Origin of the sequence: Prosthecobacter sp. (genome assembly GCF_044226605.1) — a bacterium.
In the GTDB taxonomy this organism is placed as follows: Bacteria; Verrucomicrobiota; Verrucomicrobiia; order Verrucomicrobiales; family Verrucomicrobiaceae; genus Prosthecobacter.
Genome location: NZ_JBGAGS010000007.1, coordinates 366,862 through 388,066 on the forward strand (window position 1 = coordinate 366,862; position 21,205 = coordinate 388,066).

Sequence of the window (21,205 nt, forward strand, 5' to 3'; positions counted from 1 at the left end):
AATGAAGCCTCATGACCATCGCTTCTGTTCGCGCCGCCACATTCTGGCAGGCGCCTCCGCCGGCTTTGGAATGTTGGCGCTGCGTGCCATGGCGGGCCTGCCGCTGCACCGCCCGGCTCGGGCAAAGAACATCATCTTCTGCTTCATGGATGGCGGCCCCAGCCATGTGGACACCTTTGATCCCAAGCCGCTGCTCAAAAAGTTCGAGGGCACCGCCATTGGCAGCGCCGCAGTGTCAAAGCGTTCCCAGTCAAATGCGGGCCGCGTCTGGTTTGGCAGCCCCTGGGAGTTCCGCCAGCGTGGGCAGAGTGGCCTGTGGGTGAGCGATCTCTTCCCGCACATCGCGGAGGTGGCGGACAAGCTCTGCGTCGTCCGCTCCATGGTCGGCGAGCTCCCGCTGCATGGTCAGCAGAATCTCCTGCTGCACACCGGCCGCATTCTCGGCCAGGCGCCCAGCCTCGGCTCCTGGGTCTCCTATGGTCTGGGCACGGAGAACCGCAATCTGCCCGGCTACGTCGTGCTCAACAATGACTGGGTGCCGAACGGCGGCCTCGAAAACTTTGGCAGCTCCTTTCTCCCCGCGAGTCATCAGGCCACCATGGTTCGCGCCAAAGGCGTGCCGGTGGACAACATCGCCCCGCATGATGCAGCCGCCATCCAGCGTCGCAAACTCGCGCTTCTCTCCCAGCAGGATGCTGCTTTCGCCGCAGTCACTTCCGAATCCTCCATCATCGAAGGAGCCATTGCCAATTACGAGACTGCCTTCCGCATGCAGAGTGCGGTTCCGGCCATTGCCGACATCGCCGCTGAACCTGAATACATCCGCACGCTTTACGGCGTGGATTCCGCCGACGAGCATCAGAGGTTCTACGCCACTCAGGCTCTGCGCGCGCGCCGCCTGGTGGAGGCCGGCGTTCGCTTCGTCGAAATCACCTGCCCCAGCTTTGATGGCAACAACTCGCCTTGGGACCAGCACGGCCAGTTGCGTCAAAATCACGCCAAAAACGCCCGCATCACCGACCAGTCTGTCGCCGCTCTCATCAGCGATCTCGATCAGCGCGGACTTTTGGATGAAACCATCGTCCTCTGGGCCGGCGAAATGGGGCGCACGCCGCACACGCCCAAGATCACCGAGAGCTGCGGCCGCGACCACCATGTGAACGGCTACAGCATTTTCATGGCAGGCGGCGGATTCAAAGGAGGAACGGCCTTCGGCGAGACCGATGACTTCGGCAACGCCGTCGCCAGCGATCCCGTGGACATTCATGACATCCACGCCACGCTTCTGCATCAAATGGGGGTCGATCATGAGAAGCTCGTCTTCCGCCACGGCGGCCGCGACCAGCGTCTCACCGATGTGCATGGCCGGGTCATGCGCGAGTTGACAGCCTGATTTGAGATGCCGTAATCACTGCCTCATACCGCCATGAAATCCATCGCCGCATTTCTTTCCTTGCTCACGCTCCACGTTCTCGCGGATGACCCCGTCGCCGCGTGGTCCAAAGACGTCACCATCAAGACCGTCTCCCCTGTCGAAGGCCGCCACACCACACACAGCTATTATCTCAACAATCCCGAAAGTCCGGACGGCACGCGCGTGCTCTTCTTCACCTCTGCAGATCCTCAGGGCCAGCTCGGCGAGATCCGCATGATCGAGCGCGCCACCGGAAAGGAATCGGTGCTCGCAGACAACATCCACACCGAGGATGCCCACCGCGTCGCCTGCCAGCAGTGGATCTCTGGCGGCAGGCGCGTGGCCTATCATGAAGTCATCGACAAGAAATGGCGCGTCGTCGTCATCGATGTCGCCACCTTGGCAAAGACCGTTGTCGCAGAAAACCACCAGGTGGGTTTTGGCCGCCCTGAAGGGGACCTCGTTCCCATGTACGGCTGCCATTGGAATCCCGGCCCGTATCGTGATCTCGAAGTCTGGGACGCCTCCACCGGCAAGACCACCACCTACGCGAAGATCAGCGAGGTCGAGTCCAAATACGGCGACTGGTTGCAGAAGGAGTTCGCGGGAAAGCCCTGCTCCGTCTTCTTCCCCGTCCTCAGCCCCGACATGAAACGCGTTTTCTTCAAAGTCGCCGCTGGCAACGGCGGGGACAATTACATGTCCAGCGGCGCCAGCCATCGCCAGGGCACCGTCGTTTACGACTTCGAAAAAGCCGCCTGCGTCTGGCAGCGCAACCAGTGGGGGCATCCTGCCTGGACACCGGATTCAAACCACATCTTCGAAGCCGGAAACATCATCTTCGACATCGCTGAAGTATCCGCGAAATACACCCGCCTCAAAGACGTGCCCGTCCTCAGCGGCACACATCCCTCCGTCAGCCCGGATGGCACTCTCATGGTCACAGATGGCGCCAGCAAAAACGTCGGCGGCAAGGATGGCGAGTGGGGCATCCAGGTGGCAGACATGAAAGGCGGCAGGTGGGTTCTGCTGCACAGTTTCGGTCAAAGCGGCGGCGCCAGATCCTGGCGCCGCAATCACCCGCACCCCATCTTCAGCGCAGATAACAAGCGCATCTATTACAATGTCAGCGACGGGCCCTTCACCCAGCTCATGGTGGCAGAGCGTCCGTAATGTGCGCCGTGCTCACGGCGTTGGTAGGGCATGAAAATCATCGCCGCCTTGCTGCTCGCATTCCCGCTCGTCTCTGTATACGCACAAGAAACGGAGCCCGCAAAGCTGCAGCGCGTTGTTGCCATTGAAAACGTCTGCGCCTGGCCAAACCTCACCCTCCTCCCGGACGGCACCATCATCGCCATCATCTTCAATCAGCCCGGCCACGGCACCCTGCAGGGAGATGTGGACTGCTATGCCAGCACGGATGGCTTGAAGTGGGAAAAGCGCAGCACCCTTACACAGCACGAGCCGGACACCATTCGCATGAACCACGCCGCCGGCCTCGCGAAGAACGGCGACTTCCTCGTCCTCTGCTCCGGCTGGACCGATGTGAAACAAGCCATCCGCCCCAAGCAGGCCGACTTCCGCGACGCCGTCCTCCGCTCATGGATCCTCCGTTCCAAAGACGCTGGCCGTACCTGGAGCAAGAGCGAGGTCTTTCCCGCCACCGAGTCCGCTGAATGGACCGAGAACATTCCCTTCGGCGATATCTGGACCGCGCAGGACGGTTCGTTGCGGACTTCCTGCTATCAGGGCCAGATCGCAGACCCCGCCAAATCCTCCAAGACCAAAAGCTGGCGCTCCTGGTGCTTTCGCAGCGATGACGACGGCCTCACCTGGAAACCCCAGTCCATCATTGGCCCCACGCATAACGAGACCGACATTTTTCCCCTCGGTGGCAGGAGCTGGCTCGCCGCAGCCCGCACCACCCAGATGGAATTGTTTCGCAGCGATGACGACGGCGTCACCTGGGGTTCACCTCTCAAAGTGACCGATCGCAACGAAATCAACGGTCACCTCACCCGCCTCGCAGACAAGCGCCTCCTTCTCAGCTACGGTGTCCGCATCAAGGATCGCTGCGGAGTCTGCGCCAAGTTCAGCAGCGACGACGGCAAAACCTGGAGCACCCCCGTCCGCCTTGCCCTCAGCCATGTGAGCGACTGCGGTTATCCATCCACCATCCAGCTTGCCAGCGGCAAACTGGTCACCGCCTACTACTCCAAGTCCGCCCCCGAATGCGACCACTACCACATGGGCGTCGCCTTGTGGGACGCTCCCGCGCCTTGAGGAGAGGGATCATCCTGATCCCTCTGCGCTCGGCCACGGCTGTCACTCTCAAACAGGGATCAAGAGGCGCCCCATCTTTCATCACATGCGGTTCAAATCATCACCGCACCTCGGGAAACGCATTCGCGCCTCCACGCGCCTGCTGTTCCTTCAGCAGCTCCGCTTTCACCCGCGCCTCGTCCTCCTCAAACACTGCCAGGCCGATCACACCCACATTCCCCGCTGCTCCTTTGGTGGCAGCCTTCGAGCGAGCCACACTGCCAAACACAAACGCTCTCGCAGTCGTGCTGTTTTTCCGGAAGCCGTCGACGTCGTAGCTCTGCCTGGGTTCCAGCACGAAGCCCGACTGGCTGGGGTTTGCCGCCTGACCGGTAAGTACGTTCAGACCATCCACGCTCAAGACAACGAGCATGCGTTTTTTTGTGCGGTTTTCGAGCCTGATGTCGTAGTGGCTGCCGTTCTGTCCAATCACGATGCGTTTGCCGCTGACCTCATAGTGCGGAAACACGTCCCTGTAGTGCATCAGGCCGACTTTAAGACGCTCTCCCGCCGCCGAAAACAAGCCGCTGCGTTTGGTCAAACTGCCGCCGAGAACTTCTGCCATCGTTTTCGCCCCCTTCTCATCATTGTAATGAAAGGAGTCCACGGCATCCGGAACGCTGGATTTGCGAATCAGGCGGGTGTTCTCTAAAACCGAGTATTTTTCCTGCCCTGCGGAAGTGCCAAGCCCCGGACGGTCCTGGACTCGGGTGGATGCCAGCTCGTTGGACCGGTAGGAGCCCGAGTCATAATCATTTCCGGTGATGCCTGAATGAACAGGAGCCGGCGGCGGTGGTGGTGGTGGCGCAGGGGACATCATCGACGAGCACGACGCAATCATCGTGACGGCCAGTGATACAGAGCAGCAGACAAACGAACGGCGGAGTTGGGCTGGGTTCATAAATGCAGAAATATCAGCATTTAATTTTGCCGCAAGATGAAATGCTGAAAAATATGCATTTAGATAAAAATGCCTGTGTAGTTGTTCTCTCAACACTCTCTGCAATAGGCGCTTGCCATCTTTCTCAAATGCAGCATTTTCAGCACATGGCCGCCAAAGACGATCAACTCTCCAAACGCGAGCGCCAGGCGATGGACATTGTCTTCCGCCTCGGCAAAGCCACGGCCGAGGAGATCCAGGAGGAGATGCCAGATCAGCCTTCTTACTCAGCCGTCCGCGCACTGCTCAGCATCCTCGTCGGGAAAAAGCTTCTCAAGCACACCCGCGAATCCCGCCGCTACATTTACGAGCCCGCGATCTCCCGCGAAAAGGCGCGAGACTCTGCTCTGCGCAAACTCATGCGCACTTTCTTCGACGGCTCTCCCGGCAAGCTCATGGCCTCCCTCCTCGATGCCAGGGACCGCAAGCTCCCGCCCGAGGAAATCGCCGCTATCCGCAAATTGCTCGACGAGCAGTCGCCTTCCTGATTCACTCCACATCCATCATGATGAGCACTTTCTGGATCGCCATCGCTCTCAAGGCCACTTTGTGGGCTGCCTTCATGAGCGTCGCCGCACTCGTGGTGCCGGCGCAGCATCCTCGCGCGCGGCGCTGCATGGCTCTGCTCGGCATGTGGGGGCTGTGGCTGGCGCCATGGCTGCCGCTGCCATGGCTCGGTCGGTCCGTGGACCCGAATGCGTTCGCTCCTTCCGTCGCGGATTCTCCCGGCGGCTGGCTTCTGGCGCTCGCATCAGTCTGGGCCTTGGGCAGCTTGCTCCTGCTGCTGCGTGTGGTGCGCGACATCACTGGCATCCAGCGGATGGTTCGCCAGTCCACCAAGTCCACGCTGAGTCCTGGCGCCGCCATCGAGGTGCGCTTCACTCCCGAGATCGAAGGCCCCTGCATGACCGGCTGGCTGCGGCCCTGCGTGCTTCTGCCATTGGAGGCCGTCTCCTGGCCTGAAGACACGCTTCGCGCCACCCTGCGCCACGAGTGCCAGCATGCGCGCCAGCGGGACGGACTGCACCGCTTCTGTGCCGCCCTGGTGCGTGCCGTTTTTTGGTGGAATCCCGCCATGCATGTCGTGTGCAGCATTTACGAGGCGGAATCCGAAATCTGCTGCGATGAAGAGGCCGTCTCATCCTGCAGCCGTCGCGAGTATGGAGAGATGCTCCTCGCCCACGCCACGCAGGCTCCGTCGCAGGCATTCGCCATGTCCTTCGCACGTCGCTTCGGCTTGCGCGCCCGTTTGCAGCGCCTGTTTGAAACCCGCCGCGCCTCGCGCTGGGCCCTCTCCACCCGCTGGTTCGCCGCATGGCTGCTTATCCTTGGCGCCTCTTTTCTGATGGCTTCTATCCGGGTCATGCCGCCTCAGATGGCGCAGGGAATTTCGCTCAAAGATGAGGCACGGCTGCGTTTAATGGCAGAACCGTTTCCCGGTGCGCCTTGATTTGCCTGGCGGGCCGATGTGGAGGCGTGCTTTCTGCCTCTGCTCCATGAAAACCCTCTGCCTCCTTCTGCTGCTCTCGGTCAGCAGCCTCGCCGCCGGACCCAACATCGTCTTCATCTTTGTGGACAATTTTGGCAGCGGAGACCTTGGCTGCTTTGGCTCAAAAATCCATCGCACTCCCAATGTCGACCGCCTCGCTTCAGAGGGCGCCAGATTCACCAGCTTCTACGTGGCCAGCGGCGTCTGCACTCCCAGCCGGGCGGCATTGATGACCGGCTGTTATCCCCGGCGGATTGGCATGCACATCAGCGACACCGGCGGTGCCGTGCTGCAGCCTCTCGCCCGCAAAGGCCTCAATCCCTCCGAGGTCACCATCGCGGAGGTTTTGAAAGGCGCCGGTTACGCCACCATGTGCATCGGCAAATGGCACCTTGGCGACCAGCCAGGGTTTCTCCCCACCAAGCAGGGATTCGATGACTTCTTCGGCATTCCCTACAGCGATGACATGACGAAGGACAAAAAACCGGACCTCTGGCCGGACCTGCCGCTCATGCGCGGTGAAAAGGTCATCGAAGCTCCTGCGGACCGCGATCATCTCGTCAAGCGCTGCACTGAAGAAGCCGTTCGTTTCATCGAGCAGCACGCCGCCACGCCTTTCTTCCTCTACCTTCCGCACACCATGCCGGGATCCACCGGCCATCCTTTTTCAAGCGAAGCCTTCCGCGGCAAAAGCGCAAACGGAGATTATGGCGATGCAGTGGAGGAGCTCGACTGGAGCACCGGCGAGATCATGGCCGCGCTGCAGCGGCTCAAACTCGCGGACAACACGCTCTTCGTCTGGACGTCGGACAATGGCGCCGTCAGGCGCACTCCACCCCAGGGCAGCAATGCGCCCTACCGCGGCTTCGGCTACGACACCTCCGAAGGCGCCATGCGCATGCCCTGCGTCATGCGCTGGCCCGGACATATTCCACCTGGGACCGTGAATGACGCGCTGTGCTCAACCATGGACATGCTGCCCACTTTTGCCAGCCTAGCAGGTGCCGTTCTCCCGCCGAATAAAATCGATGGCCATGACGTGACATCCATGCTCCTCGATCCAAAAAGCACCCGCTCCCCATGGGATGACGACGGCTTCTTCTTCTACCGCATGCAGCAGCTTCAGGCAGTACGCGCCGGAGACTGGAAGCTCTACCTGCCCCTTGAAGGCAAATTCAAAACCCTGAGCGGCAAACGTGAGCCTTTCCCGCTCGAGCTGTATGATGTCCGGCATGATGTCGGCGAGGCACACGAAGTCTCCGCGCAACATCCCGGCATCGTGAAGCGTCTCACGCAACTGGCTGAAAAGGCCCGCGCGGATCTGGGAGATCTCAATCTCCCCGGCTCCGGTCAGCGGGAGGCGGGCATGGTGGAGAAAGCCGTGCCGCTCTTGCCATGAGTCACATTGCCTGCTGTGTTAAGGCATGACCCGCGGCAGCCGTTCGCTCATCCTTTTGATTCTCGTCATCCTCGCGGGGATCATCGTCCCGTTCATGATCTGGGGCGCTCAGTTTGATCAAACGCTGAGCCTGAAAGGCGCGCGCACATGGATGGAAAGCTACGGCACCTGGGCCTGGGCCGCGGGCATTGTCCTGCTCGTGGCAGACATCATTCTTCCCGTCCCTTCCACCGTCGTCATGTCAGCGCTGGGCTGGATGTATGGCTGGTGGCTGGGTGGCCTCATCGCCGCGGCGGGCTCCATGCTCTCTGGGATCATCGCGTATGCCGCATGTCGCTGGCTGGGGCGTGGCGCTGCACGTTGGATCGCCGGGGCGGAAGGTTTGCGCAAAGGGGAGGAAATCTTCGAACGCCGCGGCGGCTGGCTCGTCGCGCTCTCGCGTTGGATGCCGGTACTGCCGGAGGCCGTGGCCTGTCTCGCCGGACTTTCCAGCATGCGCTGGCGGGTTTTCCTCCCTGCACTCGCCTGTGGGTCCATTCCGACCGGTTTTGTCTTCGCCGCCATCGGCCACCTCGGTCAGAGCGAGCCCGCATGGGCCTTTGCCCTCAGCGCCATTGTCCCCATCCTTCTGTGGCTTGGCGCCGCGCGTGTGCTGAAGCGCTAGCGCATCTCCACCAGTCCAGCCCGGGCTGCCGCCACACGTGCAAGCCGGTGCATGTCCCGGCGCATCACCCACACCCCGAGCGGCAGCAGCAGCCCGATGGCCATGGCCGCAAGAACACCCAGCACCAGCAGCGCATGCAGCCCTGCCACCATCAAAATCGTGGCCACCACCAGCCACAGCATGAGGTTCCACCCCAGGCTGCGCCGTGCACGCAGCAGCAGCCGCACCCGTGTGAGGCAGCGCCCGTCGGCATGAAATTCCGTGACGCTCAAGAACGCGCGTGAGACTTCGGACCACGGCCACGCCTCCACGTCAAACCAGCGCCATCCGTCGTCTTCGCGAAAAATGACATGCGCCGTTCGGAACTCCTTTCGCAGTTCCTGCAGCCATGTTTCACGAGTGGCGCCGCTTTCACTCCAAAAATTCAGCGTCCCCAGGCTGAGCGTGATCTTGTGCGGCCGCGTCGGTGGAATGATGTCCGGCAGCAGCGGATGCCGGCTCGGCCTGGCTCCCAGCTTCAGCATGCCGCAAAGCCGCGCCCACTCCCGCACCACGGGCTGCAGGAAGCTCAGCCACCACAGCAGCAGACGGTCCTCCTTGCGTCTCAGGTTGGCGGCAGCGGCATTGCGCGCGCTCACCTGCCATGCCGCCCACAGGGCAAATCCTGCCAGCCCCAGCGCCACCCATGGCTGGTGGCAGATCAGCGCCAGCAGCAGCAGCGCCACCCACAGCAGTCCGGTGAAACACTCCCACCAGCGATAGCTTGCAGAAGAGTAGATCACCTGAAACGCACCCAGCCCAAACGGCCCATGAAAGATGCTGCCTTCCACTGGATGGTCCGCCGGGTGCTGATCTCCATAGATGCCCCCTCGCCACCGCGCCCCTCCGAGAAAGCCAAACCGTTCGGCATGGTGCTTCATCAGCAGCGCCTCCGCCTGCCCATAGCCACGTTGCTGGCAGAGATAGGCCTGCAGCGTGAAGCGCCTGTGATGCCACACCATGGCACCCGGTGCAAACAGCAGGCGTCCACCGGTTTCCCGCAGCCGCCAGCACACATCCACATCATCGCCGGCGGTATTAAATTCCGCACGAAATCCGCCGATGCGGTCGAGCGCCTCCTTGCGAATGGCAAGATTGCATCCCGGCAGGTGTTCCGCCTCCGTGTCGTCCAGCAGCACATGCGCCGGCGCGCCTGGCGCGGCCGCCACCACGCGCTCGGTCCGGTTGCGCGGCGGCGGTGGAATGTTCGGCCCCCCGGCTGCCACGACTTCTTTGTCTTCAAACGCATGGCTCAGATGCAGCAGCCAGTCCGCATGCGCGATGCAGTCATCATCCGTGTACGCTATGATTGCCCCTGTGGCCAGCCGCGCCCCCAGGTTGCGCGCCACACTCAGCCCAGCGTGTTCCTGGTGGTGATAGCACACCCGCACAAAACTCTTCGCCACTTCCGCCGTCATATCCCGCGATCCATCATCGATCACCAGGACTTCAAAATCTGGGTGGTTCAGCGCCATCAAAGATTCCAGGCACGCACGCAAAGTGTGGCCGCCGTTTCGCGTGCACACCACCACGGAGATGCGCGGTGTCTCGCCAGGCGGCGTCCACGCTGCTTTCAGCTCCCTCTGCACCCCGCATGCCGGCCGTTCCTTTCTCTCTCGATCCACGAGGCCAAACTGCCAGCCCGTCACCTCTTTCCCACCCCGGTGCCATTCGTCCGTGTAGGCAAACCACACCCCGCCCGCGCATCCTCCCTTCAGCAGACGTTCATGCTGCCAGCGCAATGTTTCCGCCTGCTGCTCCGGCCCGTGGCTGGCCACATCCAGGCCAAATTCCGTGATCAGCAGCGGCTGGTTGCCCGCGAGATTCTGCAAACGCGCAAGGTAGGCGCGGAAGGACGCCGCAGATTCCAGATACACGTTCACCGCCAGAAAGTCTGCATTGCGCGGCACCAGATACCCGGTGGAAGGATACGTTGCATAGCTGATCAATGTCTGCGGCGCATTCTGGCGTGCGATCTCAATCAGCTTCTCAATGAACGCGCGCACGCGTCCCGGCTTCATCCACCGCACCAGCGTTTTCTCGATCTCATTACCCACCAGGAAGGCTGTGATGCAGCAATGATCCCGCAGGTTGGCAGCGGCTTTGGCGACGCGGGATTTGATCTCTTTACAAAGGGCAGAGTCGGCCAGGAAATCGACATGCTCGGTCCACGGAATACCCACGATCAACCGCAGTCCGAGCGCCTCGACTTCCTGCAGCACCGCCGCCGTGGGCAGTTCATACAGCCGGACTGTGTTCAGGCCCATTTCAGCGATGTGCCGCAGGTCGGCGGCCAGCCGGGCATCTTCAGGAAAAGGTTCGCCGCGTGAGTTCAGCTTGAACGGACCGTAGCTCACCCCTCGCACAAAGTGCGGGCTGCCATCTTCCAGCCGCAAAAACTTGCCTGCCGCCACCACACGCTGCCCGTGAGACACAGGCGGATGTGTGGATGTCGGTGGAGCGAATGTCATGCAGAGGCGTAATGTTCACGTTCGGGAGGCCCGAAGTGTGAAACATGTACGTGACTGAGGCCAGTTAGATTCAGGCCTCGGAGGCTTTCTCAGCGGATGTCTGGCCTGCCGCACTGCTTTCCGCCGCATCCGGCTCTGTGATTTCCATTTCCACCCATCCGTCGCCTTCACGCTCCAGACGGCGGTTGTTGATGAACATCACAATGCAAAGTCCGAGAAAGGCGGTGCTGGTTTCCAGCACAAACGGAGTGGAAAAAAACGTGAACAAGTAGGCCAGCCCCTGCGCCACGATTTCGCGTGCCGTCTCGTTCACATAGGCTGCGATGCCGACGGCGGCAATGATCACGAGTGACCCTAGCAGTGACTCAAGCCACCACGGGGATTTGGAAGAGGACGTTTTGGAAGCTGGCATCTGGGATCAATTGGCAGGTGCGACCTTAGGCGCGGCGGGCGGAAAATCCACCGGTTTTGGCTTCACGTTTGCCATCTCCACTTTGCCCCCGGCCGGGGCCACAGGAGCGGGCACCGGAGGATCATCATCCTCCACGGGCAGCGCCTTCAGCGCACCTGGTTCCTCTTGATTGTGCAGATCGGCCACGTGCTTGCCCCACATGGCGGTGCCCACGAGAATGAATAAAAAGACCGCAAGCGCCGCCGGCAGGGGAGATTTGATGGACCTCACCCTGCCGCTGACCGCGGGAGTTGCGGCTCGTTCCGCATGGGTGTCGCTCTCACGCAGCCACGGTCCCTGCGACTGGGTGAGGTAGCGGTAGTCACGCTCTCCACCCAGCACACCTTCCGGCAGCTCCTCCAGCATTTCCGAGGCATCCACTCCGAGAAAGTCGCTGTACTGCCGCAGAAACGAACGTGCGTACGTCAGGCTGCCAAAGGCTGCAATGTTGCCAGCCTCCAGGTAGCGAAGACGCTGAACGGGAATGCGTGTTTCATGCGCAGTGTCCTCAAGGGTGAGGCCGCGTTTTTCACGCGCAGCGCTGAGGATCTGTCCGAAGGCGGCGGTCATGGTTGATGTCGATACGCGGATTGTGACATCCCCGGCCGTGGAAGCGACGAATTTTTTTCTGAACCTCAGCCCGGAGAATTGAAAAAACTCCGCAGGTCCATGGCAAATATCCTAGTAATAAAAGCGAGGATTGGTCAAATTCGCGCCATCCTGGCACATCGTGGCGTTTTTCGGACTTACCCAGACGACATCGCTCACTCGTATTTCAGCTGTGCCGTCGCCGTGCACGCGGCATCAGCCGTTACGCGCAGCCAGCGCGCCTGCACCGCCGGCTCAAATTCCAGGTTCAATTTCGCGCCCGCCGCCACCGCAGCCTCCTGGTAGGTCACCCATAAGCCGGTTCCGGTGAGGTCCAGCTCGACCTTCAGCTTCACATCCTGCTTTGCGTCATGGCTCAGTGCCAGCGTGCGTTTGTCATATCCCCACATCAGGTACGGATCGCTTGCCTGCCCCGCCTTCACCTTTGTGTTCTTCCATGGCCCGCCCTCGCCGCGTGGTTTGCCCAGCTTCCACAGATCGTCGATCGCCCCCGCCCAAAGTGCCGCCTTGCCGTCGTCACTACGCAGAATGTGTTCGCCGGCAGGTGCATCCGGCTTCACCCCGCTCATGAGAAACATTCCTCGATACCCGCCGAAATCCGTCACGCGCAGATCATGCGAGGCCACCGGCCGGATCTTGGCAAAGCCGTCCGCATTCTCTGCCGGGAGTTCAAAGAACGTCCCGTAGGCGCTCAGCATGTCGCGTTCGGTCGCCACCTCACGGCACACCCGCAGCTCCCCCGCGTTTGTTGCGGCGTCCAGCGCGGTGGTTGCACGTGGCAGGCGCCAGCGTCGCCCGCGGTCATCCACCACCAGCACGCTCGCCTTGTCCAGCGTGATCACCTGCTTCGGAATCGCCACCTTAGTCTTCACATACGCCTCGGCCTTCGCATCTTCCACCCGCTTCAGCTTCAGCTCCGCATCCAGCTCATAATATCCTGCGTCCGCCGCAAAGCTCAGCGTTCTCTTGTTCTCCCCACGTGCGCGAAAGACGCCCGTCTGCACCCTGGCATCTCCTGCACGCACCATTCCGTCAAACATCGCATCCGCTTCGGTGCCTCGCGTTTCGCCATTCGTCAGCGTCACGATCACGCTCACATCTTTCCCGTCCTTGTCCGCCTTTACCGTGAGCCACTCATCGTCGCCACGGATGTCCTCACGCATGGCCGTGCCGGTGGCATGGTCCACGCGCCACACGCTCCGGTGTTTCCATCCCGCAACGAGAAATGGGTCCGCCACATCCCCCGCCTTCACCCTCTCATGCAGCCACACCGCCCCGCTCGCATGCGCAGGCCCCAGCTTGTCCGGCATTTCGGGGCTCGTGAACCACAGGTTCGACTGCGACTGCCCCACGCTGTCGATCCCTCCTTTGACCTTGCGCTTGTTCAGAAACTCTGACTTCGCCGAATCATCGCAGCCAAACACAATGCGGTCATTCCACAGGCTGAAGTCTCCGATCACCTTCATGTACGCGCTGCGTGCCCGGATCCCCTTTGTGTTCCCTGCTGAAAAGCTGCGCGGAAATCGCCAGAACGCCCCGTGCATGGTCATTAGCAGATCTTCTTCGCCGATGTCGCGAATGCGCGGCCACTCCGTGTTCCACCCATGCGCGCCGTCGTAGCTATGGCTCACCTTCGGCAGCCGGAACGACTGCCATTTCCCACCATCCAGCAGCATCAAAATCAGCGACTTCGCATCCCACCCAATGCTCCACACCGGCGCATTCACATCACTTCCTTGAATGCCTCCCGGCCCGGTCACTTCCGTAAACTGGTTCCGCCTCACCAGCTGCCAGTCTTCACCCGGCTTGCGCCACTCACCCAGCGCGCCGCTTGGTGTCGTCGGGTCCGTCAGCACACGCTTGTCTCTGTCACCATTGTTCGCATAAATCACCCGCCCCTGCGCTGAATACAGTCCTTTGCCATGGTAGCCCGGCAGCTGCGACTCCAGCTTCGTCAGCGGTGTCTCCACCAGAAAGTCTTTCTTCAAAGCATTGCCATCGCGGATCAGCGAAGTCACCGCCAGCGAGTCCACATCCACTTCGTACAGTCCCTCCTCCATCGTCGCATAATAGATCTTGCCCGTCGGATCCTTCAGGTGGCGCGCATTCCCCGTCAGCCGGCCCGGCATCTTATGCGGAGAAATCACCCGCACCTTGCGCTCCGCATCGATCACGTATGGCCCGATGAAAAGCTGCTTCGACTCCGCATGGATCATCCGGTTCGCCGGTGTGCCGCCCACGCTCTCAGGCCTCACCACCTGCTTCAGGTCAGGCGTGATCTCGTACAGCTTGTCGCTTGAGCCAAACGGCAGATGCGGCCCATATGTGATCACCCACAGCCGGTCAGCCCATGGCACCACCGCTCCTGTGCCGCACTCTCCCTCATTGTTAAACATCGCCAGGCTCGGATAGATGCCGCTCACACTGCGTGGTTCTTCGGCAGCGAGAGCGCTCGTCAATGCCAGCAGCAAAACAAGGTTGGATTTCATCCATGGATCAAACCCACGCCGGCTCCCCTGGCAACCGTCGTCAGTTATGCCGCATTGAAATCCCTTACATTCCCCGCTTAGCTTCCCCATGCCCAAACCGCAGCCTGCCCAGCTCCCCGCCGCCGTGTGGCATACTTTGCACTACGAATGGCTGTGGGTGTATCGCGCTCCGGTGCCGCAGTGCGGCGTTTGGTCGCCCGAGATTCCGGTGCCTGCGGGCGTCTTCTTCGTCGAGCAGGGTGAAGTCCGCATCCAGGCAGACGGCAAAGAGATCCTCGTGCCACGCGGCCACGCCTTCTTCTCCTCACCCCACCTGCGCCGCCATTGGTTCGCGCCCGGAACCCGCCTGCTCTCCGTCAGCCTCCGCAGTCAGTGGCCGGACGGCACCTCTTTGTTTCGCAATGCGCTCAATTTCGCCTCCGCTGCCCCTGCGTTGCACAAGGCGACCCAGCAGCTCTTCGCCAGCATTCATGGAGCGCGGAAATCCGTCACCTACCGCCAGGCCATCGCGGCCTCGGCATGCTCCGCCATCGTCTGGGCCGCACGGGAGGCCGCGTTCTCCGCCTGGTTTGTCGTGTGGTTGGAAACTCTGCAGCAGCTTGGCGTGCAGCCGGTGCTCCAGGCCCGCGCCAGCCGTCGTCGTGTCGATCAGCTCGTCGCCTGGTTGCAGTCCCTGCCGCCGGATCACACCATTCCCAGCCTGCCTCCCGGTTTCCCCATCGGCATCCGTCGTGCCGGGCAGCTCCTGCAGCAGCACCTCGGCATCGGCCTGCGCACCTTCATGGAGCGCCGCCGTGTCGATCTCGCACGGGAGCGCGTCATGGCGGATCGTGACACCCTCAAAGAAATCGCCTTCGCCCTCGGCTTTCGTCACGCCTCCCACTTCACCGCCTGGTTCCGTCGCCACACCGGCGTTTCTCCTTCGGCTTACCGCCAGAGCAGTGCGGAGCAGGCCGCGTGAGGCGGGATTGTAATAGATGTCGTTTGAACTTGCATTCACTTGGCTACAAATGCCCCCCGACGTTGGCAACCAGCCAGGCTTTCAACGGGCGCCCCACCTTGCATGCAACCAGACGTCTCCCTCATCATCCCCGTTTTCAATAATGAGGCATACCTGGATGAATCGCTCTCCGCCGCCCGCGCCCAGGATGGCATCTCCCTCGAAATCATCATCATCGACGACGGCTCCACCGACGCCTCTTTGGAAAAAATCAAAGCCTACGCCGGGCAGGACCCCCGCGTCATTGTCATCTCCCAGCCCAATCAGGGCGTATCCGCTGCACGCAATGCCGGACTCGACCGCGCCTCCGGCAAATGGCTCGCCTTTCTCGATGGCGACGACTGGCTCGCTCCAGGCTCTCTGGCAGCATGGCATCAGCAGGCAGAGCAGGGAAACCTCGACTGCCTTCTTTGCAACGGCTTCAGCTTCAAAACCGACCCTCAGGCCTTCCTTGCTTCCAATCCCCTCGCCATTCTCCGCAAGCAGCCCTGGGACAGCACCCTCACCGGAGCCGAATGGATCGCCCAGGGAGTCAAACTTCGCGAATGGCCCCACTACGTCTGGCTGCAGTTTTGCCGCCGCAGTGTCAGTGAGGGGGCGGGCCTCCGCTTCCGACGGGACATGATTCACGAGGACATCCCCTGGACCGTTCAGCTCGCCCTTGCCTCCAATCGCCTCGCCTTCTCCCGGCCCGCGCGCTACGGCTATCGCCGCAATCCCTCTTCGCTGACTCAATCCCGAGATGCCGCCAAAGTCCACCATCGCATCTCCAGCTACCTTAAAGTCGCCGCGTTGTTAAAAGACCTGGCCCAAAATCAGCCGCCTGCGGTTCGCCGTGGCTTGAATACACAGGTTCTGCGGGAAATGGGCCACTTCCTCGGCCTCATGCGCAAAGGGAACGTCTCCCATGCAGATCGAAGTCTCTTCGCGTCCCAGTTCCTCGCCGCTGGCCTTCCCGGCACGATGTTAAGGACCTGCTCCAACTACCGCGAAGCCGCCGCTACCGTCAAAGCCTGGTATCTCTGCCACATCTGGAAGCGCCAGAAAGCCTGACGCAATCCATGGCGGGCAAAAGCGATCCCCCATCTCCGCGTCCTTTCTGTCTTTCAGACCACCCATCGCCTCCCACCCCCCCGGCCATCAAAACCGCTTGCTTCCGGCAAACTAATTGGCTAAATGACCAAATAACCAAACAGATGCCCGCCAGCAAAGCCACAGTCACCAAACGCGCCGCCGTCATCAAGGCCCTCGCGCACCCCTCCCGCCTTCTCATTGCAGAGTCCCTCATGGCCGGCGAGCTTTGCGTCTGCGATCTCAAGGATCTCGTCGGTGCCGACATGTCCACCGTCTCCAAGCACCTATCCCTCATGCGCGAGGCTGGCGTGCTCGCCTGCGAAAAGCGTGGCCTCAACATCTACTACCGCCTCGTCTGCGACTGCCTCGGCGACTTCCTCCGCTGCGTCGATCAGCTCGCCCGCAAGTCGCCCAAAACCAAATCCCAAACCTGCTGCTAGTTCCATGAACATCACCGCCTTTCTCGCCGCACTCCGTTCAAACCCGGACAAGCCCATTTCCCTACTTCTCCCAGACGGCGGCTTCATCCCCGCGCATTTCCACATCACCGAAGTCGGCCACGTCATGAAGCGCTTCATCGACTGCGGCGGCACACGCCGCACACTTGAGACCTGCCTCCTTCAGACCTGGGTCCACGATGACCTCGATCATCGCCTTCTGGCAGGCAAACTCGCGGCCATCTTCGACAAGGCCGGCGACGTGCTGCCACATCACGACCTTCCCGTCGAAATCGAATACGAGGACTACGTCGTCGCTCAGTTCCCCGTGGAAAGCGCCGAGATCATCGATGGCGCTCTCACCTTCCGCCTCGGCCTCAAGCACACTGACTGCCTCGCCCGCGGCATCTGCCTCCCCGGCGAATGCGCTCCCGCGCCGAAGGCGGCGCCCGCCCAGTGCTGCACTCCTGGCTCCGCCTGCTGCTGATCCTCTCGATGAAAAAGCTCCTCGCAGAATGCCTCGGCACCTTCACCCTCGTCTTCGCGGGCACAGGTGCCATCGTCATCAATGCGGCCACCCACGGCTCCATCACACACGTTGGCATTGCACTGGTCTTCGGCCTCGTCGTCCTCGCCATGATCCACACCTTTGGCGATGTCAGCGGCGCGCACTTGAATCCCGCCGTCACGCTCGCCTTCGCCGCCGCACGGCGCCTGCCATGGCGTGAAGCTCCCGGGTATGTTGTCGCACAGGTCGCAGGCGCGTTTGCTGCCAGTCTCCTGCTCCATTTCCTGTTTCCACAAGACACCACTCTGGGTGCCACGCTTCCTCTGGGCTCAGATGCACAAAGCTTCGTGCTCGAGCTCGTGCTCTCCGCCATCCTCATGCTCACCATTTTAAGCGTATCCACCGGCGCGAAAGAAAAAGGCATAACCGCAGCCATTACGATCGGCGGTGTCATCGCCCTCGAGGCCCTCTTTGCCGGACCCATCAGTGGTGCCTCCATGAATCCCGCCCGCTCCCTCGCGCCAGCCTTCATCTCCGGCCATCTCTCCCACCTCTGGCTCTACCTCACCGCCCCCATCCTTGGCGCCCTCCTCGCCGTCCCCCTCTGCCTCTGCGTCCGCGATTCCACCTGCTGCTGCGCCTCGCCCACCTCCGGCAAATCATAAATCAAAAAATCGTAAATCATAAATCCCTCGTGCGCCCTCTTGTTCTCATCCTCTGCACCGGCAACTCCTGCCGCTCCCACCTGGCCGAAGGCATCCTCCGTTCCGTTGCAGGAGACATCCTCGAAATCGCCAGCGCCGGGTCAAAGCCCGCCGGTTACGTTCATCCTCTCGGCATTAAGGCCATGCAGGAAATCGGCATCGACATCTCCGCCCACCACAGCAAGCACATGAACGAATTTCTCGACCGTCAGGTCGAGACCGTCATCACCGTCTGCGGCAATGCCGACCAGGCCTGCCCTCTCTTCCCCGGCCAGCTCAACCGCCACCACTGGCCCTTCGACGATCCTGCCCATGCCACCGGCACCGACGCAGAAATCCTCGCCGTCTTCCGCCGTGTCCGCGATGAGATTAAAGCCGTCTTCACCGCCTACGCCGACGGCCGCCGCGATCAAATGAAGCACCTCTGATCCGCCCGTAGGTGTGTGTGTGCTTGGGAGCCCCACATCCACACACTCCACGTTTCAGAATGATTTCTCTGCGGTCTTCTAATTTGCCTTCGGCTGCTTCCGCTTTGCTCCAGAGCTGCGTTGTTAGATCAGGGGCTTCTGAGGCTACTTCTTTCCGCCCTTGATAAACTCCTCACGGCTCAGCTTCCCATCCCCATCGGTGTCGAATTTCGGAAACCTCTTCGGCGCTTCCTCCGGATCCGGCTGGTTCAGCAAAAACTCCTCCTTCGTCAGCTGCCCGTCCTTGTTCGTGTCGCGTGCGTCAAACATCTTCCCGCGATCCTGCACAGGCTTCTTGGGTGCCGCCTCCGGCTTGCTGGAGATTTGAGGCCTGGCTTCAGGATGCTTGGCTAGAAACTGCCTCAGGACCGTGACGATTGCGGTTTGCTCCACCGCCAGATTTTTCGTCTCAGCGGGATCCTTTTCATAGTCATACAGTTCCAGCACCGCCGTCTCCGGCGCCGCCCCCGGCTTCTTCCATTCCACCAGCCGATGGCGCTGCGTACGGATCGCCCGCCCGATCAGCCCTTGCCCGCGCGGGTAAACATGAATGACGTGGTCGCGCACGCTCGCCTCCGGCTTTTGCAGCACTTCGGCAAAGCTGCGCCCGTCTCCCTGCGGTGGCGCGGGCAGCTGGGTCAGTTCCACCAGAGTGGGATAGATGTCACAGGACTCGATCAGCGCCTGCGTGCGTGCAGGCGCGATTCCCGGCCCGGTCACGATCACGGGAATGCGCGCCGCCTGTTCATAGTTGGTATGCTTGCACCACATGCCGTGGTCGCCGAGGTGCCAGCCATGATCACCCCAGAACACGATGATGGTATTTTCTGCCAGGCCGCTCGCGTCCAGTGCATCCAGCACTTTGCCCACCTGGGCATCCATGTAGCTTGTGGCCGCATGGTAGCCATGGATGAGGTGTATCGCCTCCTCCTTCGTTATCGGTCCCGTTTCCGGCATGTCCCGGTACTGCCTTAGTTCGCCCCAGGTCGTCGGCGCAAACTCAGGCGCGCCCGCAGGTGCTGCCTGCAGTTCTGGCAGCTTGAAGGTGGCGGGATCGTACAGGTCCCAGTATTTCTTCGGCGCCACAAACGGCAGGTGAGGTTTCAAAAATCCCACCGCTAGAAAAAACGGCTCCTCCGGCTTCTGCTTCGCCGCCGCGATCCGCTTGATCGCCTCCTCGGCAATGATGCCGTCCCCGTACCGGTCGTCCGGCACGTCGGCAGACTCCGTGGCTGCGCCCCGTGGCAGTTTCCAGGCCTCCGTCTTGTTCTCAAACAGCGCCTGCTCCCGCGTGGACTCCGGCGGGTTGTTTTCCTTCAGCGCGTAGCTGATCGTTTTCGGCGTGAAATGGGGCACGCTCCAGGAGGCCTCGTCATTCACATTCCCATGCCCAACATGGAAAATCTTCCCCAGCCCTTCCGCGCGATAACCATTCGCCTTGAAATGCTGCGGCAGCGTCACCGCCTCCGGCACCGCTTTGCGGAAGTTCGTGCTCAGTTCATAGATTCCCAGCGACTGTGGTCTCAGCCCTGTCAGCAGCGCATTGCGCGAAGGCGCGCACACCGCCTGATTGCAAAACGCCTTCTCAAACACCACCCCCCGCGCTGCCAGCCGGTCGATATTGGGCGACTTCACCACCGTGTCCCCATAGCACCCCAGCAACGGCTTCAAATCATCCACGCAGATGAGCAGCACATTGGGTTTGGCAGCCGCGTGAAGCGAGACGCCGCAAAGGAACAAAAAAAGAAGAGAGCGAATCATGGGAAAAAAAAGAACGGCCAAACCTCAGCCTTCTTCACCCATTCGTCATTGATTCGTTTCACTCATCCTCCGGGCTCCATTCAGTCGTCTGTTTGCCTTCGGCTATCTCCGCTGCGCTTCGGTTCACTTCGCTCGGCTCTGCATTCGCCATTCCCACGCCTATTCCGGCAGCTTGTCGAAATGAAACTGGCAGCAGCCCAGGTCCAGCGTGTTGGCATTGCGCGCCAGCTTTTCGCTGAAGGCCTCCGCCAGCGCGTAAATCCGCTGCTGTCCCTGCTTTTCCACCTCCAGAAGCCCCGCCTCCTTCAGCACTCTCAGATGTTTGGACACATTGTAGGGCGTCACCTGCAGAGTCTCGCACAGCTCAGTCACCGCTTTGGGCCCGCTGATCAGGTGCCGCACCAGCCGCAGCCGCGTTGGCTCCCCCAGCGCGCGCATGGCGTTGAGGCAGTCAAAGGAGCGAGTCACAGTGCGTGATGGCATGCCACGATCTTTAGCAGATCGGTTTCTCCCCGCAAGACCCCCGAACAGCCGTCATGGCATAAAATAATAATTGCTAACCCGGGCAAATAACATAATGCGCCGCGTCATCGTTAGAGTTGTAGCAGCCTTCTGCCCACACGTTCTCCTTTCTCCCAACCCTCCCCATGCCCTCCAAAGCACGTTACATCATGATCGGCGGATTCCTCGGCGCTGGCAAAACCACCACCGTCGGCCGCCTCGCCAAACACCTCAGCGCGCAGGGCCTCCGCGTCGGCCTCATCACCAACGACCAGGCCGGCGGCCTCGTCGATACCAAGCTTCTCCGTGGCCAGGGCTACGCCACCGAAGAAATCGCCGGCGGCTGCTTCTGCTGCCGCTTCAACACCCTCGTCGATGCCGCCAGCAAGCTCGCCAACGAAGCCAAGCCCGACGTCTTCATCGCCGAGCCCGTCGGCAGTTGCACCGACCTCGTCGCCACCGTCAC

The 21,205-nt window shown here is 61.4% G+C and carries 21 protein-coding genes; 14 read left to right on the plus strand and 7 right to left on the minus strand.

Annotated features, from left to right (window positions below; translation table 11 throughout):
- Position 1: 1 nt before the first annotated feature.
- From ACILSO_RS11945 to ACILSO_RS11955, 3 genes are read left to right on the plus strand one after another with little or no spacing between them, the layout of a single operon-like run.
- Positions 2–1,393 (plus strand): DUF1501 domain-containing protein, encoded by a 1,392-nt coding sequence (locus ACILSO_RS11945; RefSeq protein ID WP_395737636.1) that lies wholly within the window; start codon positions 2–4, stop codon positions 1,391–1,393.
- Positions 1,394–1,426: 33 nt separating this feature from the next.
- Complete coding sequence (locus ACILSO_RS11950) at positions 1,427–2,587, plus strand: hypothetical protein (protein ID WP_395737637.1); 1,161 nt, start codon at positions 1,427–1,429, stop codon at positions 2,585–2,587.
- 30 nt (positions 2,588–2,617) lie between these two features.
- Positions 2,618–3,697 carry a sialidase family protein gene (locus ACILSO_RS11955; RefSeq protein WP_395737638.1) on the plus strand — a complete coding sequence of 360 codons (1,080 nt, stop codon included), beginning with the start codon at positions 2,618–2,620 and terminating at the stop codon, positions 3,695–3,697.
- A gap of 100 nt (positions 3,698–3,797) precedes the next feature.
- Here ACILSO_RS11955 and ACILSO_RS11960 read toward each other — a convergent pair whose 3' ends face one another.
- Positions 3,798–4,637, minus strand: a complete 840-nt coding sequence (locus ACILSO_RS11960) for a hypothetical protein (protein ID WP_395737639.1) — start codon at positions 4,635–4,637, stop codon at positions 3,798–3,800.
- A 146-nt stretch (positions 4,638–4,783) separates the two neighbouring features.
- On the opposite strand from ACILSO_RS11960, the gene ACILSO_RS11965 reads away from it, so the two are divergent.
- The 4 genes from ACILSO_RS11965 to ACILSO_RS11980 are packed head-to-tail and all read left to right on the plus strand — an operon-like array spanning position 4,784 to position 8,228.
- A complete protein-coding gene (locus ACILSO_RS11965; protein WP_395737640.1) occupies positions 4,784–5,164 on the plus strand; it encodes a BlaI/MecI/CopY family transcriptional regulator in 381 nt (126 codons plus the stop codon).
- A 17-nt stretch (positions 5,165–5,181) separates the two neighbouring features.
- Positions 5,182–6,126 (plus strand): M56 family metallopeptidase, encoded by a 945-nt coding sequence (locus ACILSO_RS11970; protein WP_395737641.1) that lies wholly within the window; start codon positions 5,182–5,184, stop codon positions 6,124–6,126.
- A gap of 46 nt (positions 6,127–6,172) precedes the next feature.
- The gene (locus ACILSO_RS11975) at positions 6,173–7,564 is read left to right on the plus strand and encodes a sulfatase (protein ID WP_395737642.1); all 1,392 of its coding nucleotides are present in this window, start codon (positions 6,173–6,175) and stop codon (positions 7,562–7,564) included.
- Between the two features lie 25 nt (positions 7,565–7,589).
- Entirely contained in the window at positions 7,590–8,228 is a 639-nt protein-coding gene (locus ACILSO_RS11980; RefSeq protein WP_395737643.1) for a TVP38/TMEM64 family protein, read from the plus strand.
- Here the strand turns inward: ACILSO_RS11980 and ACILSO_RS11985 are convergent.
- The 4 genes from ACILSO_RS11985 to ACILSO_RS12000 all read right to left on the minus strand — a co-directional run bounded on the left by ACILSO_RS11985 (position 8,225) and on the right by ACILSO_RS12000 (position 14,287).
- On the minus strand, positions 8,225–10,738 hold the full coding sequence (locus ACILSO_RS11985; protein ID WP_395737644.1) for a glycosyltransferase: 2,514 nt from the start codon (positions 10,736–10,738) through the stop codon (positions 8,225–8,227). The genes ACILSO_RS11980 and ACILSO_RS11985 overlap by 4 nt on opposite strands.
- Positions 10,739–10,808: 70 nt before the next feature.
- Positions 10,809–11,150 carry a hypothetical protein gene (locus tag ACILSO_RS11990; protein WP_395737645.1) on the minus strand — a complete coding sequence of 114 codons (342 nt, stop codon included), beginning with the start codon at positions 11,148–11,150 and terminating at the stop codon, positions 10,809–10,811.
- A 6-nt stretch (positions 11,151–11,156) separates the two neighbouring features.
- A complete protein-coding gene (locus ACILSO_RS11995) occupies positions 11,157–11,759 on the minus strand; it encodes a helix-turn-helix domain-containing protein (RefSeq protein WP_395737646.1) in 603 nt (200 codons plus the stop codon).
- A 194-nt stretch (positions 11,760–11,953) separates the two neighbouring features.
- Positions 11,954–14,287 (minus strand): hypothetical protein, encoded by a 2,334-nt coding sequence (locus ACILSO_RS12000; protein ID WP_395737647.1) that lies wholly within the window; start codon positions 14,285–14,287, stop codon positions 11,954–11,956.
- 88 nt (positions 14,288–14,375) lie between these two features.
- Here ACILSO_RS12000 and ACILSO_RS12005 point away from each other — a divergent pair, with 88 nt between their 5' ends.
- The 6 genes from ACILSO_RS12005 (at position 14,376) to ACILSO_RS12030 (ending at position 18,438) form a co-directional block, all read left to right on the plus strand.
- A complete protein-coding gene (locus ACILSO_RS12005) occupies positions 14,376–15,248 on the plus strand; it encodes a helix-turn-helix domain-containing protein (protein ID WP_395737648.1) in 873 nt (290 codons plus the stop codon).
- 102 nt (positions 15,249–15,350) lie between these two features.
- On the plus strand, positions 15,351–16,340 hold the full coding sequence (locus tag ACILSO_RS12010; RefSeq protein WP_395737649.1) for a glycosyltransferase: 990 nt from the start codon (positions 15,351–15,353) through the stop codon (positions 16,338–16,340).
- A 143-nt stretch (positions 16,341–16,483) separates the two neighbouring features.
- Entirely contained in the window at positions 16,484–16,801 is a 318-nt protein-coding gene (locus tag ACILSO_RS12015) for an ArsR/SmtB family transcription factor (protein WP_395737650.1), read from the plus strand.
- 4 nt (positions 16,802–16,805) lie between these two features.
- Positions 16,806–17,285: a DUF6428 family protein gene (locus ACILSO_RS12020; protein ID WP_395737651.1), complete on the plus strand. Its 480-nt coding sequence runs from the start codon at positions 16,806–16,808 to the stop codon at positions 17,283–17,285.
- An 8-nt stretch (positions 17,286–17,293) separates the two neighbouring features.
- Positions 17,294–17,971 (plus strand): MIP/aquaporin family protein, encoded by a 678-nt coding sequence (locus ACILSO_RS12025; protein ID WP_395737658.1) that lies wholly within the window; start codon positions 17,294–17,296, stop codon positions 17,969–17,971.
- A gap of 29 nt (positions 17,972–18,000) precedes the next feature.
- Positions 18,001–18,438 carry an arsenate reductase ArsC gene (locus tag ACILSO_RS12030; protein ID WP_395737652.1) on the plus strand — a complete coding sequence of 146 codons (438 nt, stop codon included), beginning with the start codon at positions 18,001–18,003 and terminating at the stop codon, positions 18,436–18,438.
- A gap of 144 nt (positions 18,439–18,582) precedes the next feature.
- On the opposite strand, the gene ACILSO_RS12035 is transcribed toward ACILSO_RS12030, so the two are convergent.
- Entirely contained in the window at positions 18,583–20,238 is a 1,656-nt protein-coding gene (locus ACILSO_RS12035; RefSeq protein WP_395737653.1) for a sulfatase-like hydrolase/transferase, read from the minus strand.
- Between the two features lie 159 nt (positions 20,239–20,397).
- Positions 20,398–20,721 (minus strand): ArsR/SmtB family transcription factor, encoded by a 324-nt coding sequence (locus tag ACILSO_RS12040; RefSeq protein WP_395737654.1) that lies wholly within the window; start codon positions 20,719–20,721, stop codon positions 20,398–20,400.
- 164 nt (positions 20,722–20,885) lie between these two features.
- On the opposite strand from ACILSO_RS12040, the gene ACILSO_RS12045 reads away from it, so the two are divergent.
- Positions 20,886–21,205, plus strand: a 320-nt coding sequence (locus ACILSO_RS12045) for a GTP-binding protein (RefSeq protein ID WP_395737655.1), incomplete at its 3' end; no start/stop codon positions are given.